Annotated in this window: 12 protein-coding genes, 1 other RNA gene and 1 pseudogene; 11 read left to right on the top strand and 3 right to left on the bottom strand. The window is 65.7% G+C overall.

Annotated features, from left to right (window positions below; translation table 11 throughout):
* Positions 1 to 122: 122 nt before the first annotated feature.
* Positions 123 to 389 carry a DksA/TraR family C4-type zinc finger protein gene (locus FLG15_RS06630; protein WP_057679071.1) on the bottom strand — a complete coding sequence of 89 codons (267 nt, stop codon included), beginning with the start codon at positions 387 to 389 and terminating at the stop codon, positions 123 to 125.
* A gap of 171 nt (positions 390 to 560) precedes the next feature.
* On the opposite strand from FLG15_RS06630, the gene FLG15_RS06625 reads away from it, so the two are divergent.
* Positions 561 to 815, top strand: coding sequence for a DUF2789 domain-containing protein (locus tag FLG15_RS06625; protein ID WP_008578215.1), 255 nt, complete (start codon positions 561 to 563; stop codon positions 813 to 815).
* A gap of 152 nt (positions 816 to 967) precedes the next feature.
* Here the strand turns inward: FLG15_RS06625 and FLG15_RS06620 are convergent, their stop codons facing one another.
* Positions 968 to 1,141 carry a DUF1328 domain-containing protein gene (locus tag FLG15_RS06620; protein ID WP_003489471.1) on the bottom strand — a complete coding sequence of 58 codons (174 nt, stop codon included), beginning with the start codon at positions 1,139 to 1,141 and terminating at the stop codon, positions 968 to 970.
* A gap of 376 nt (positions 1,142 to 1,517) precedes the next feature.
* Between FLG15_RS06620 and FLG15_RS06615 the strand changes: the two genes are divergently transcribed.
* The 3 genes and pseudogenes from FLG15_RS06615 (at position 1,518) to FLG15_RS06605 (ending at position 4,749) form a co-directional block, all read left to right on the top strand.
* Positions 1,518 to 2,045, top strand: a complete 528-nt coding sequence (locus FLG15_RS06615) for a M48 family metallopeptidase (RefSeq protein WP_033478454.1) — start codon at positions 1,518 to 1,520, stop codon at positions 2,043 to 2,045.
* A gap of 191 nt (positions 2,046 to 2,236) precedes the next feature.
* Positions 2,237 to 3,492: pseudogene (locus FLG15_RS06610) on the top strand (2OG-Fe(II) oxygenase).
* A gap of 156 nt (positions 3,493 to 3,648) precedes the next feature.
* Positions 3,649 to 4,749, top strand: a complete 1,101-nt coding sequence (locus FLG15_RS06605; protein ID WP_057679963.1) for a Glu/Leu/Phe/Val dehydrogenase dimerization domain-containing protein — start codon at positions 3,649 to 3,651, stop codon at positions 4,747 to 4,749.
* A gap of 114 nt (positions 4,750 to 4,863) precedes the next feature.
* Here FLG15_RS06605 and FLG15_RS06600 read toward each other — a convergent pair whose 3' ends face one another.
* Positions 4,864 to 7,710 (bottom strand): autotransporter serine protease, encoded by a 2,847-nt coding sequence (locus FLG15_RS06600; RefSeq protein ID WP_150145718.1) that lies wholly within the window; start codon positions 7,708 to 7,710, stop codon positions 4,864 to 4,866.
* Between the two features lie 153 nt (positions 7,711 to 7,863).
* Between FLG15_RS06600 and FLG15_RS06595 the strand changes: the two genes are divergently transcribed.
* From FLG15_RS06595 to FLG15_RS06560, 7 genes are all read left to right on the top strand, one after another.
* A complete protein-coding gene (locus FLG15_RS06595; protein ID WP_057679961.1) occupies positions 7,864 to 9,039 on the top strand; it encodes a thiolase family protein in 1,176 nt (391 codons plus the stop codon).
* Between the two features lie 122 nt (positions 9,040 to 9,161).
* The gene (locus FLG15_RS06590) at positions 9,162 to 9,503 is read left to right on the top strand and encodes a hypothetical protein (protein WP_003489455.1); all 342 of its coding nucleotides are present in this window, start codon (positions 9,162 to 9,164) and stop codon (positions 9,501 to 9,503) included.
* 228 nt (positions 9,504 to 9,731) lie between these two features.
* A complete protein-coding gene (locus FLG15_RS06580; RefSeq protein WP_011346837.1) occupies positions 9,732 to 10,058 on the top strand; it encodes an XAC1346 family secretion chaperone in 327 nt (108 codons plus the stop codon).
* A 107-nt stretch (positions 10,059 to 10,165) separates the two neighbouring features.
* Positions 10,166 to 11,875 (top strand): diguanylate cyclase, encoded by a 1,710-nt coding sequence (locus tag FLG15_RS06575; protein WP_057679960.1) that lies wholly within the window; start codon positions 10,166 to 10,168, stop codon positions 11,873 to 11,875.
* A gap of 227 nt (positions 11,876 to 12,102) precedes the next feature.
* Positions 12,103 to 12,660, top strand: coding sequence for a bactofilin family protein (locus FLG15_RS06570; RefSeq protein ID WP_057679959.1), 558 nt, complete (start codon positions 12,103 to 12,105; stop codon positions 12,658 to 12,660).
* Positions 12,657 to 13,022, top strand: a complete 366-nt coding sequence (locus tag FLG15_RS06565; protein WP_057679958.1) for a hypothetical protein — start codon at positions 12,657 to 12,659, stop codon at positions 13,020 to 13,022. Before FLG15_RS06570 ends, FLG15_RS06565 begins: the two co-directional genes overlap by 4 nt.
* Before the next feature lie 58 nt (positions 13,023 to 13,080).
* Positions 13,081 to 13,155, top strand: a non-coding RNA gene (locus FLG15_RS06560) — sX9 sRNA.
* Positions 13,156 to 13,198: the final 43 nt, after the last annotated feature.

Raw genomic sequence — 13,198 nt, 5'->3', positions numbered from 1 at the left:
AGCGTCCGCAAGCGGCACACTTCGGCGACCACGGCAGGCTCCACTGCAGCGTTGGCTTGCGGTAGCGGCGCCGGATGCCGTGAGCGCGGTCGCGACTGCACCGAGTGCATGGCCCATCAAACTCAACGCAGCTGACTGTCCTTGCTGCCGCGACGGTTGTAGCCGCTTTGCGCGGCCTGCTCCTGGTCGTGCGCCTCTTGGCAACTTACGCACAAATGCACGCCGGGCACTGCCTTGCGACGCGCCTCGGGAATCGGTGCGTCGCACTCCTCGCAGTGCGTCAGACTCGGCCCTTGATGCAGCTGACTCCGTGCGCGCTTGATCGCATCGTCGACAGTGGCATCGATCTGGTCCTGTACCGCTCCATCACCCGCCCATCCGGTCGCCATGGTCGCTCACCTCGCTGGTCTGGACACACATATGGTCATTCGCGCAGGCAAATCCAAGCCGCACGTGCACAGTACGCTCAAGCTAGTTGAACTAGCATCAAATCACCGCCACCGGCCGCACGCGCGGCAGTGAGCAAGCACTCCGCCACCCGCATCCACGAAGGAACAGCAATGGAACAGCCCGTCCACCCGTTTTCCGAACTCTTCGCCCAGCTTGGCCTGCCGTCCGACGAAGCCAGCATTCGCAGCTTCATTGCCGAGCATTCCCCGCTGCCGGGCGATATGCGCTTGGAAGAAGCGCCGTTCTGGACGCCTGCCCAATCCCAACTATTGCGTGAAGAACGCCTCGACGATGCCGACTGGATCGTGACCATCGATCAACTCAACATCGCCTTGCATACCACTGCCGACGATACCGGCGTTTAAGGCAGAAGCGCGCTCGCGCACCACGCTTGAGGTCGCCTGCAGCCGACATGCTTGCCAGCGCTTCGGTAAAAAAAGAGCGGCCATTGGCCGCTCCTTTGCTTCACAGGCAGGATAGCAGGCCGCAACGCGCGTGCCCGGCTGTGCAATCTGCGTCAGGTCACTTTCTTGGCAATCGTCATGCCCAGCACGAACAGCACGATGGCGATGATGATGCCCGCCCAGAACAGGAACTTGGCAATCCCCATCGCCGCGCCGGCCATGCCGCCGAAGCCCAGCGCACCGGCGATCAAGCCGATGATTGCGAAAATGATGGCCCACTTGATCATGATGTTGTCTCCTCATCGGCACCGTGCCGTTGTTCGATCGTGTGCTTGCGGCGCAGCGCCACAAGACATGCATCGCACGCTACCTATTCGAATGTGCCGCACTCGTGAATACGCCTGACACACGCTGCAATACATGCGGTGCATTCAGAGAACAGGCAGCGCTTCCACGCAGGCGCGCGCGCTCGTGGAGACATCAACACAGCAGCGCGCGGGGCCGTCCGTACACGACCGAACACCACATCCGCATCGCATCGTGCAAAGCGCACTGAGCGCAACAGATGCACGCGCCTGCCACATCGACTCGGCGCGCATGCGCCCGGTGCGTAGTCACGCACCTGCACGCGTGGATTGGTCAGTAACCGATACATCGGCGATCATGCGTGCTTGCCCGCGACAGATCGCCATGGACACTCTTCGCTACCTCACCGGCTACCCGCCCGCCGTCCTGGATCAGGTGCGTGAGCTGATCGCGCAGGACAAGCTCGCCACCGTGCTGGCGCGGCGTTACCCGGACCGGCACGCAATCCGCACCGATCGCCATCTCTACGAGTACGTCAAGGCGATGAAGGAGCGCTACATGCGCTCATCGCCGACCCTGCACAAGGCGATGTACGACAATCATCTGCATGTGGTCAAACACGCCCTGGGCACGCATACGGCGGTCTCCCGCGTGCACGGCGGTCGCCTGAAGGCCAGCCGCGAGATCCGCATCGCTTCGGTGTTTCGCGACGCGCCGGAACCGTTCTTGCAGATGATCGTGGCGCACGAACTGGCGCACCTGAAGGAGGCCGATCACAACAAGGCCTTCTACCAGCTCTGCAACCACATGACCCCGGACTATCACCAGCTGGAATTCGATTTGCGCCTGTATCTGACGCAATTGGCCCTGTCTGCCGATCGCTGAGCAATGCAGGACGTGCAGCCCGGCGTGGCTGACCGAACCGCTGCGCTCACCGACAGGCGGGCGCGCACGCCGCCGCTGCCCTGGATCGCCAGTCCCACTCTTACACTTTCGTGCACTGCAGTTCCGAGCGCGCCGCCAACCTGCGCCTGACGACCGCTCGCTCGGGGCGTTGGCCACTTTAGGATGCGCGCATGCAGCCCTCCTCTCTTGCAGACCTCACCCGCGCCGCGCAACGCCAGCAACCCGGCGCGATCAACGCGCTGGCCCAGGCGCTGGTGCGAGCCGGCCAACCGGAACAAGCGCTGTCCTGGTATTCGCGCAGCGCGGCCGCCGGCGATGCGCTGGCGCAGGTCGAAGCCGGGCGCATGCGGGCCTATGGCGTCGGTTGCGAGGCGGACGTCGGTCAGGCGCGGGCGTACTGGGAGCTGGCCGAGCGGCAGGGCACTGCGGCAGCAGGCTATCTGCTGGCGACCCTGGCGGTGGGAGAGCAGCCGCTGGCCCTGGCCGGCACTGCGCAGGATCGACTGCAGTCGGCAGCCGCTGCCGACTACCCGCCAGCGCTACGCGCCATCGCCATCCATCACGGGCGTGTGGCGCATCCGGAGCGGCAACGGCAGTGCGTGGCCTTGCTGGAACGCGCAGCGGCAGGCGGCGATGCGGTGTCGGCCGCCCTGTTGGCCGAGCGCCTGCTGCGTGGCGAAGGCGTGCCGCCCCAGCCCGACGCCGCTGCACAGCTCATGCAGCAGCTGCAGCCCCTGGGCATGACCGCGCTACCGGCAGTGGACGTCGCGCCGCCGGACCCCGCAGACGACACCGACGATCACCGCATCGCATTCGCGCCGCGTGTTGGCCCGGTGCGACGCCACACAGCCCCACGCATCGAAGAATATGCCGCAGTCCTGTCGGCCGACGAATGCCGCTTGCTCATGCTGCTGGCGCGACCGCATCTGCGTGCCTCGAAGGTGATCGATCCCAACGATGCCAGCACCCAGCGCGCGCCGGTCCGCACCAGCCGCGGTGCGACATTGGACCTATCATCGAGGACTTCGCCGCGCGTGCCGCGCAGGCGCGGTTGGCGGCCTGCGCGCAGCTCCCGCTCGCCCACGCAGAACCGCTCTCGGTGTTGTGCTACGCACCGGGCGAGCAGTACCGCGCGCACCGCGACTACCTGCCGCCCGGAACGATCGCCGCCGACCGTCCTACCGCCGGCAACCGCCAGCGCACCGTCTGCGTCTATCTCAACGACGTCGGCGCCGGTGGCGACACCGAATTTCCGGTCGCCGGCGTTCGCGTACGGCCACGTCCCGGCACACTGGTCTGCTTCGACAACCTGCATGCCGATGGCCGCCCGGACGCCGATTCGCTGCACGCCGGCCTGCCGGTCACGGCAGGCAGCAAATGGCTGGGGACGCTGTGGTTCCGCCAGCAACGCTACCGGGATTGGTGAACAGATTCATACACAACCCCCTGCCGACGTGGTTTAAAATGTTGCAACGCGACGTGATCGGACAGGATCTGCAAACGTCGCGTTTTTTGTTTCCCACGGCACGGGTGCACGCCCGGCTTCAGGGAAGGCACATCACGCAGCCCCGCGGAGCCTTCGATGCTTTTCGACACCCTCGATACCACCGGCCACGAGCAGGTGATTTTCTGTCACAACCGCGACGCCGGGCTCAAGGCGATCATCGCCCTGCACAGCACGCGCCTTGGGCCAGCGTTGGGTGGCGTGCGGATGCGCCCATATGCCAGTAGCGAGGCGGCACTCAACGACGCGCTGCGGCTGAGCCGCACCATGACCTACAAGAACGCCCTGGCCGGCCTGAATGTCGGCGGCGGCAAGGCGGTCATCATCGGCGACCCTCGGACCGACAAGACCGAAGCGCTGTTCCGCGCCTTCGGCCGGTTCGTCGACACCCTCGGCGGGCGCTACATCACCTCCGAGGACGTCGGCACGGACGTCAACGACATGGAGCAGATCTACCTGGAAAGCGAGTACGTCACCGGCGTGCACCAGGTGCATCGCGGCTCCGGCGACCCAGCGCCGTTCACAGCCTATGGCGCGCTGCAGGCGCTGATGGCCTCGCTCAACCGCAAGCTCGGCCACGAAGAAGTCGGCAAGGCCAGCATCGCGATCCAGGGGCTGGGCCATATCGGCATGGAGTTGGTGAAGCTGCTCAAGGAACGCGGCGCAAAACTCTATGTGGCCGACCTGAATCAGGCGCTGGTGGACCGCGCGGTGGCCGAATACGGTGCAGAAGCGGTGCGCCCGGATGAAATCCATCAGGTGTCGGCCGACGTGTTTGCCCCGTGCGCGCTGGAAGGTGCCATCAACGAAGACACGCTGCCGCAACTCAAGGCCAAGATCATCTGCGGCACGGCCAATAACCAGCTGGCCAGCGCCGCCATTGGCGAAGAGCTGCATCGGCGCGGCATTTTGTATGCGCCCGATTACGTGGTGAATGCGGGCGGAGTGATGAATGTGTCGCTGGAGATCGACGGCTATAACCGCGAGCGCGCGATGCGGCTGATCCGCAGCATCTATCACAACCTGGAAAAGGTCTTCGATCTGTCCACGCAGCTGGACGTTTCGCCGCAGCAGGCGGCCGACCGGATTGCCGAAGCGCGCATCGAGTCCATCAGCAAGCTCAAGCTGCCGCTGGGCCGCACTGCGCCGCGCTTCCTGCACAAACTGCGCGGCGAGTAACCGGAAACGGACGGATTGGGCATGACGATCAGCGTCGTAGGTGATCACCGTGGTAGGTGATTGCCGCCGAAAACGCCACGCCCGGGCATTGCGCCCGGGCGTCATGCACGCCGATCAGAAATCGGCGCTGTACTTCAGGCTCAGCGCACGGTCGTCGCCGCGCTCGCCCACCCGCTGGTCGTAACCGAAACGCAGCTGGCTCTGCGGGCCAACCGGCGCAGCAGCGGTGATGCCGAACAGACCACCCGAGCGTGCCGGCTGCATGCCACGCAGCGGTGCCCACGCATCCACCCCCACGAAGCTGGCCTCCAGCGTCAAGCCGTCGCTGCTCAGCGCCTGCTGCCATTCCGCATAGCCGCCCAGCTGGAGGCCGCGCCAGCGATACGCCGAGCGCACGCCGGCAAGTGCCTGCGTGCGCGATGACGTATTCGCGTTGGCACGCAATCCGAAGCCATCGCCGCCGTTTTCGCGGAAACCATCGCTGCGCAAACGCACGTAATCCAGGCCCATATACGGCGTCAGGCTTGCACGCGCACCGCCCAGGCGGTACCCGGTTTCCAGATTGCTGCTGAGGTAACTGCCGCTGTAGTCGCTGAAGGCGCTGCTGCGGTCTTCGCCCAGCTGCAGGGTGCGCTCGATCTGCCGATTGACGTTGCCAAAGCCCACTTGGCCCAGCGTGTACGCAGCGCCCAATGTCGTGCCCCAATACAGCTGCGCCTGCACCTGACGATCGCGCCCGCGTGCCCCATCCAGGTCGCCCAGGCTGCTGGAGCGCGTTTCGCCGAACGCAAAACCGGTGACCGCACCGGAAGCCAGGCGTACATCGTTGCCCATCATCCAGCCGGAGGTGGCAAATCCCGAAGTGGTTGCACCACCCTCGCCCGGCCCGCCAAGGGCCCGCTGCCAGTTGCCCAACAGACGCGGCTGTTGCGAGAGCCCATCGAAATGCGCTGCCAGTGCGCGGCGACCCAGGTCGATGGTGTCGAAGGTCATCGCCGCAGAATCGGCATGCGCACGGCCAGACAGGCTGCGCAGCGAATCGGCGGCGGCCTTGGCGTTTGGCGATTGTTGCAAGGCAGCTGCAGCGCGAATGAAGCCGCCGCTGAGCGCACCGTTGCCCTGGAACTGCTGCGCATCGACCTGCTGGAACGCCTGCTCGACGCGGATGGCCGAATCCATCGATGCGGTGCCGATCGCGCCCAGCGACGCGGCGACCGCGGTGACATCCATGCGCTGCAGCGACACATACGCGGTGTTGGCGTCGTAGCTGCGCGTGGCGCTCAGAAAGGTCACCGCCGGCCCGCTGCTCAGCGTGTCGAATGTGCCTTGCAAACCACCGGTCGCCTGCAGCACCGCGTAGGTGGTGTTGTTGACGACGTAGTCGCGCCGACCGAGCAATTGCAGGTCGCCTGCGATGGTCGCCGTGCCCGCCACATTCAAACGGTCACCCACATTCACCGCCAGGCGACCATTGCTGGCCTGCGTGTAGTTGCCGGCAATGGAGGCGGTTGCGCCGTTGACCTGCAAGGTGCCGGCGTTGTCGACCCGACCACCGACGTTGCCCGCGCCAACCAAGCGCGCGCCGTTGGCGATGCTCACGCGCGCACTCTGCAAGCTGGCCGTCTGCAAGGTGCCGCCAAGTACCTGGGTGTCGCCGGTGAAGGCATTGGCCGTGCTGCTCAATACCAAGGTGCCGGTGCCGCGCTTGGTCAGGCCACCGGTGCCACTGATGGCGTTGGCCCAGGTCGAACGCAAGGTGGTGACATTGACATCCACCGTGCCCCAATCGAAGCGTGCCGGCCCCAACACTGCCTTGCCGACGTTGAGCAGGCCGTAGCCGAAGACCGGATCCACGCCCGCAGCTCCCAAGTCGGTGGCGGTTCCCAGCAAGGTCTGGCGCACCAGATCGTTGTTGAAATACGGAAATGCCTGCCACACCAGCGCAGCCGCACCGGAGACCAGCGGCGCTGCAAACGAGGTGCCGCTGCCGTAGAAATAACGGATGTTGCCGGCAGTGGCGTCCGGGTCGATGAACAGCGACGTGCCTGGCGCGACCAGGCAGTAGCGCATCGCCACACCACAGGCGTTGGAGTACGACGCCAGTTGCGTCGGGTTGGCGGTATCCAGCGCGCCCACCACCAACCAACCGCGCTCCAGATCGGCCGCCGGCAGCGTTCCGTTGGGGCCAGGCTGACTGGGCAGCGCCGCCGTATCGGAGGGCTGCGAGCGCGATTCATTGCCCGACGCGAACACCACTAGCCCATCGTTACTGAGGATGAAGGGGCGGTATTCCTGGGCAATCTGATTGGTCACCGTCGGGTCGTTCCAGTACAGGCCGCCCCACGAGTTGTTCATGATGCGCACACCGGCACTGATCAGATCGGCGTGCACCGGTCCCAGGCCAAGCGGTCCATCGACCTCGTTACCGTCGCCGCTGCCGTCATCCTCCGGCGCACGGTCGCTGATGATGCGCGCAGACACCAGGCCCGCGCCCGGCGCGATGCCGCCGGGCCATTGCCCGACCGCACGCCCGGCGGCCAGCTCGGCCACCACGGTTCCGTGCCCGACCACATCGCCCACCGCGGTGTTGTTGGTTCGTGGGTCCACATAGATGAAGCTGTCGCTGACGCGTCCCTGCAACGCCGGATGATTGGCATTGATGCCGGTATCGATGACACCGATGCGGTACCCAGCACCCGTGAAGCCAAGCACCTGCGCCGCACGCGCGTTGGTCAGCGCCAGATGCGCATCGATCGCCGGCTCCGGCGTGGTGGGTGTCGTCACCGGTGGCGGCGGCGATGTTGGCGGCGATGTTGGCGGCGGCGGCGGTGGCGAGGTCACCGGCGGTGCGGCCGGAGTGCTTGGACGGATACCACCTCCGCCACCACCACCGCCACATGCGGTCAACGCAACGGCCAGCGCCGAGGCCAGGACAGTCCTGGCGACGTCTTGCTTCTTCATTTGTGTTCTCCCCGAACCCATTCCATGGATGGGGCCCAATCGGGCCCGAATAACGCTTTGCTTACTTTAATCGGAAAGCGTGCGCGTGGGGCGCGTGCTGGCGCGGCGCCGCCATGAGGCAGATAATCGTTTCACTTTAAACGGTATCTGCTCATGTCCGACATCGTCATCGTTGCTGCCAAACGTACTGCCATCGGCTCGTTCCTCGGCCAATTCAATGCGGTGCCGGCACCCACGCTCGCCGCGGCTGCCATCCGGGGCGCGCTCGCGCAATCGGGCATCGCACCTGCCGATATTTCCGAGGTCATCGTCGGCTGCGTGCTGCCGGCCAATCTTGGCCAGGCACCTGCGCGCCAGGCCGCGATTGCCGCGGGCATTCCGACCTCCACCGGCGCCACCACCATCAACAAGGTGTGCGGCTCGGGCATGAAGGCGATCATGTTGGGACACGACCTGATCAAGGCCGGCTCGGCCAGCATCGTGGTGGCCGGCGGCATGGAGTCGATGAGCAATGCCCCGCATCTGCTGCCCAACTCGCGTACCGGCAATCGCTACGGCAATTTCCAGGCGGTCGATCACATGGCCTGGGACGGCCTGACCAATCCGTATGACGGCCAGGCCATGGGCGTGTTCGGCGAAGCCACCGCGGAGACGTTCGGCTTCACCCGCGCCGACCAGGATGCATTCGCGATCGCCTCGGTGGAACGCGCGCAGGCGGCGCAGCGCAGCGGCGCGTTTGCCGACGAAATCGTGCCGGTGACGGTGGCCACGCGCAAGGGCGAAGTCGTCGTGGACAGCGATGAGCAGCCGGGCAAATCGGACGTGGCCAAGATTCCAACACTGAAGCCGGCCTTCAAGAAGGACGGCAGCGTGACCGCGGCCAGTTCCTCGAGTATTTCCGATGGCGCGGCAATCACCGTCCTGATGAGCGCGGACGACGCGCAACGCCGCGGCGTGACGCCGCTGGCGCGCATTGTCGGCCACGTCACCCATTCTCAGGAGCCGGAGTGGTTCACCACCGCACCGGTCGCTGCGATTCAAGCGCTGCTTGGCAAGCTCGGCTGGCAATTGGACGATGTGGATCTGTTCGAAATCAACGAAGCCTTCGCCGTCGTGGCGATGGCACCGATCAAGCAACTCGGCATCGCGCACGAGAAGGTCAATGTGCATGGCGGCGCCTGCGCATTGGGCCATCCGATCGGCGCATCCGGCGCGCGTTTGGTGGTGACATTGGTGAACGCGTTGCGCAGCCGCGGAGGCAAGCGCGGACTCGCAACGCTATGCATCGGTGGCGGCGAAGCGACCGCCATCGCTATCGAATTGATTTAATTATCTTTAACGGCGATTTTGCAAAACTGAATGCGCGTGCGCTTGACACTCGTCTTGTGGCCGTCATCATGTCGGGGGCGCGCAATAGCGCGTTGCCTAATCTAACGACGAGGATTGAAACAATGACCATCAACAAGCTGCTGATCGCAATGGCTCTGGGCCTGGCCCTGACCGCTTGCTCGAAGCCGGAACAGGCTCAGGACGCTGCTGCTTCGGCTAACGAAGCTGCTGCCGACGCTCAGACCGCTGCCGACCAGGCTGCTGCCTCGGGCTCTCAGTCGGCTGACGCCGCTCAGGCTGCTGCCAACACCGCTGCTGCTTCGGCCGACACCGCTGCTGACGCTGCCCAGGCTGCTTCCGGCGCCGCGACCGACGCTGCTGCTGACCAGGCTGCCGACGCTGCCAAGACGGCTGAAGACACCGCCAAGGCTGCCAAGGACACCGCAGAAGAAGCCAAGAAGTAATCACTTCTTGACTCCAAGCGAGTTCGAAAAAAGCCGCTGGTTTCCAGCGGCTTTTTTTTGCCTGCGATTCCGGCCTTGCACGCCGTACCCGCCGGCATGACCACCAACATCCTGCAAGACTGCGTCTGTCTACCCCGTGGCTGAATGGCCGGCTGCGCATTGACGCAGGCTGCATCGCCTCCTGCATAAGCTCCGGCTTCCAACACCGGAACAGGAACAGGACCACCCATGAAGACGATCCGCATGCTGTCGTTGAGCGCCATCGCCGCCCTCACCCTTGCTGCCTGTCAGGGCCCGGATGCCGAGCAGGCGCGCCGCGATGCCGCGTCTGCCGCCAAGCACGCCGCCGCCGCGACCGAACAGGCCGCAGACCGTGCAGCAGTGGAAGCGAAGGCCGCAACTGCCGATGCACGCGTGGCTGCGCGCGAGTTGGCCGCAGACGCCAGCCGCGCCACCGCCAATGCGGCCGATGCCACAGCCGACAAGACGCGTGAAATGGCCAACAAGGCCGAACAGAACGCCGACAAGCACGACGCCGACCACGCGCAGCACTGAGTCGCCCCTCTTTCGCGGCACCCGCCACGCGCCGGCCATGTGCCGGCGCGCTTGTCTCGGCCGACGGGTGGCTCGTGTTGTCGAGGCCGGCAGGCTAGCATTCGCATATGTCCTCTTCTTTTACGTCACGCCGGCGCAACCAGCTGGCGCTGATTTTTTCTGCGCTGATCTTCGTCGTCATCGGAATCGGCATCTTCGTCGGTGCCCGCCGTTCGCTGGCCGACGCCGCGCTGGTGTCGCATACCCACGAGGTGATCGGGCGGGTCGACGAGATCCAGGCGCGCGTGCTCGATGCCGAATCGGCGCAGCGTGGTTTCCTGCTCACCGGCAACGACGCCTACCTGCTCGACTATCACACCAGTGTCGAACGTTTGCCGATCCTGATGGACAACCTGCGCCGCCTGATCGTCGACAACCCCGCGCAGGAGCAGCACCTGGCGCAGTTGCAACGGCTGGTGGAAACCCGCCTGCGGCAGATTCAGCACGTGCTCGACATCTATACGCAAAGTGGGCTGGAGCCGGCACGTGCCGACATCCGGCAGAGCGCCTTCCGCACCACCAGCGCGATCCGCGAGCAGGCATTGGCGATGGTGCAGCGCGAACAGGAACTGCTGGCACAACGCGCGCGAAGCAGCGAACAAAGCGCCAACCTGTTGCTGGCACTGGCGCTGGCCGGCATTCCGTTCGGGCTGGTGGTGGTGGGCATGGTCTATGCGCTGTTGATGCGCGAACTGCGCCATCGCGCGCAGGCCGAACAGCTGGCGGCGCAGGCCAATCGCGAGTTGGGCGAGAGCATCGACGCACTGCAGCGCAGTACCGCCGACCTCAACCTGCTCAGCCGCTACACCGGCCTGCTGCAGAGCTGCATCAGTGCCGAAGAAGCGTTGATGGTCAGCAGCCGTACCCTGGCCAGCCTGCTGCCGGGCGTGGCGGGAAGCGTGTACCTGCTGCGCGCCTCGCAAGACCGCGCCGAGGCGATCAGCCACTGGGGCGAGCCGCTGGTGCGCAGTGCGCCGCATCTGTCGCCGGAGCAATGCTGGGCGCTGCGCCGCGGCCAGCCGCATATCGTCCACGACCTGGGCCGGGATGCGCTGTGTGCGCATATCGAAGAACCCGCACGCGATGCGTCCGTCACCACCGCGTGCCTGCCGATGTCGGCGCAAGGCACCCAGCTCGGGTTTCTGTTCCTGTCCGCGGCCGGCCCGGGGCCGATGCCGCGGCTGGAAATCGCCGAGGCGGCCGCCGAGCAGTTGTCGTTGGCGCTGAGCAACCTGCGCCTGCGCGAATCGCTGCGCCGGCAGTCGATCCGCGATGCGCTGACGGGGCTGTATAACCGCCGCTATCTGGAAGAATCGCTGAGCCACGAGCTGGCGCGGTGCGCACGGCGTGGTCTGCCGTTGTCGGTGTTGATGCTGGACGTGGACCATTTCAAACAGTTCAACGACAGCCAAGGCCATGCCGGTGGCGACCTGTTGCTGGCAGCGGTGGGCGAGGTGCTGCTGACCCGCCTGCGCGCCGAGGACGTGGCATGCCGCTACGGCGGTGAGGAATTCACCGTCCTTCTGCCCGAAGCCGATGGCGAGGAAGCCATGCGCGTGGCCGAGCAGATCCGCGGTTACATCGCCGCGCTGGCGGTCAGCGACGGTGCGCGCGCGTTGCCGAAGGTGACTGCCTCGATCGGCGTGGCCAGTTTCCCGGCCGATGGCGAACAGGGTGCGAGCCTGATCCAGAAAGCCGACGCAGCGCTGTATCGCGCCAAGCGCGCTGGGCGCAACCGGGTCGAGCGACACGGTGCTGCGACGGACAGTGCGAACTGAAAGCAGCTGACAAAGCCGCGGCGCAGCTGCCAGGCCGGTGCGGCCGTGTCCGCGATGTGTCGAGCGACACTGCCGCTCCTGTACACCGCACCCACCTGGGCTCTGCCCGCGACGTTTGCCGACAGCTTCGGCACGCACGCCGTCCATCGCGGATTGCGGAGTTCGTCACACAAAAGATCCAGTTGCGCAGCGATAGTCGGCCTCGACCCCTAAAGCGAGGCAGTCCGATGTCGATGTGGCGCGATCAAGGTCCCAACAAGAAAGACGGCGTTCCGGTCACCCCCGAGGTTCCTGCTGCCGATGGCAGGCTGTTCACCGCCGAGACCAGCCCCGCACCGCCGGTGCCCGCCGCCGCAGCGCCCAGCGTCGCACCGACAACTGCAGCCACGCAGCGTCATAGCGAAGCGAAAGAGTCGCTGATCGCTGCCGACATCAGCATCGAAGGCAAGATCGAAGGCGCAGGTCATGTGCGCCTGGCCGGCCGCTTCAAGGGCGATGTCAACGTCAAGGGCGATCTGACCATCGAACGCGGCGCCAAGCTCAATGGCGGCGTGCGCGCCAACAAGGTGATCATCGCCGGCGAGCTGGAGGGCAACATCGAATCTGCCGCGCAGGTCGAACTGCAGACATCCGGGGTGTTGGTCGGCGACGTCAAGGCCGGCAGCCTCACGGTGGCATCGGGTGCGCGCATGCGCGGCCAGGCCGATTTCGGCTGGGGCGATGATGGCGGCAAGCCGGTCGCGACCAGCAAGCCGGTCGTCAGCGGAGACAGCGACGCCACATGAGTGCACCTCGCCCGGGCACGCCCGGCGCCACGCGTAGCTGTCCGCACTGCAAGGCGACGATCCTGGAAAGCGCCAGCGTCTGCCCTGCGTGCAAGCACCACCTGCGCTTCGATTCGGCGGCTGCGCAACACGCGCAGCCGGCGCCGATCGTGCCGCTCAAGGTCGACGGCACCATCCGCCACCCGGCCGAAGGCGATCCGTGGGAATACACGGTGGTGGTGGTGGTGCGCAACGGTAAGGGCGAGGAGATCCGTCGCCAGGTGGTCGATGTCGGCGCCATGCACGGCGGCGAAGAACGCGGCTTTACCCTGGCGGTGGAAGCGAGCGCGGTGCGTTCGCCTGGGCGACGTACGCGGCATTAAGAACAGCTAACAAAACGACTGCGCAGCCAGGCGGGCGCGGCCGTTGCTCGGAATCGGTGTGTACCACGCGTACACCGCGGTTCCTTCGTACCGTCGACGCCACCTGACGGCCGCTCGCTTTGTTTTGTTGGCCGCTCTAAGGCGTCCACGATCCACGCGGCTGCCAACACTACTAA

The sequence above is a fragment of the Xanthomonas phaseoli pv. dieffenbachiae genome (genome assembly GCF_008639345.1).
Classification (GTDB): domain Bacteria; phylum Pseudomonadota; class Gammaproteobacteria; order Xanthomonadales; family Xanthomonadaceae; genus Xanthomonas; species Xanthomonas phaseoli.
This window is presented reverse-complemented; position numbering and strand designations above follow the sequence as displayed.

Coding starts and splice junctions, on each gene's coding strand:
- FLG15_RS06630 (WP_057679071.1), bottom strand. CDS start 389: ATGGCGACCGGATGGGCGGGTGATGGAGCGGTACAGGACCAGATCGAT.
- FLG15_RS06625 (WP_008578215.1), top strand. CDS start 561: ATGGAACAGCCCGTCCACCCGTTTTCCGAACTCTTCGCCCAGCTTGGC.
- FLG15_RS06620 (WP_003489471.1), bottom strand. CDS start 1,141: ATGATCAAGTGGGCCATCATTTTCGCAATCATCGGCTTGATCGCCGGT.
- FLG15_RS06615 (WP_033478454.1), top strand. CDS start 1,518: ATGCGTGCTTGCCCGCGACAGATCGCCATGGACACTCTTCGCTACCTC.
- FLG15_RS06605 (WP_057679963.1), top strand. CDS start 3,649: ATGCTTTTCGACACCCTCGATACCACCGGCCACGAGCAGGTGATTTTC.
- FLG15_RS06600 (WP_150145718.1), bottom strand. CDS start 7,710: ATGAAGAAGCAAGACGTCGCCAGGACTGTCCTGGCCTCGGCGCTGGCC.
- FLG15_RS06595 (WP_057679961.1), top strand. CDS start 7,864: ATGTCCGACATCGTCATCGTTGCTGCCAAACGTACTGCCATCGGCTCG.
- FLG15_RS06590 (WP_003489455.1), top strand. CDS start 9,162: ATGACCATCAACAAGCTGCTGATCGCAATGGCTCTGGGCCTGGCCCTG.
- FLG15_RS06580 (WP_011346837.1), top strand. CDS start 9,732: ATGAAGACGATCCGCATGCTGTCGTTGAGCGCCATCGCCGCCCTCACC.
- FLG15_RS06575 (WP_057679960.1), top strand. CDS start 10,166: ATGTCCTCTTCTTTTACGTCACGCCGGCGCAACCAGCTGGCGCTGATT.
- FLG15_RS06570 (WP_057679959.1), top strand. CDS start 12,103: ATGTCGATGTGGCGCGATCAAGGTCCCAACAAGAAAGACGGCGTTCCG.
- FLG15_RS06565 (WP_057679958.1), top strand. CDS start 12,657: ATGAGTGCACCTCGCCCGGGCACGCCCGGCGCCACGCGTAGCTGTCCG.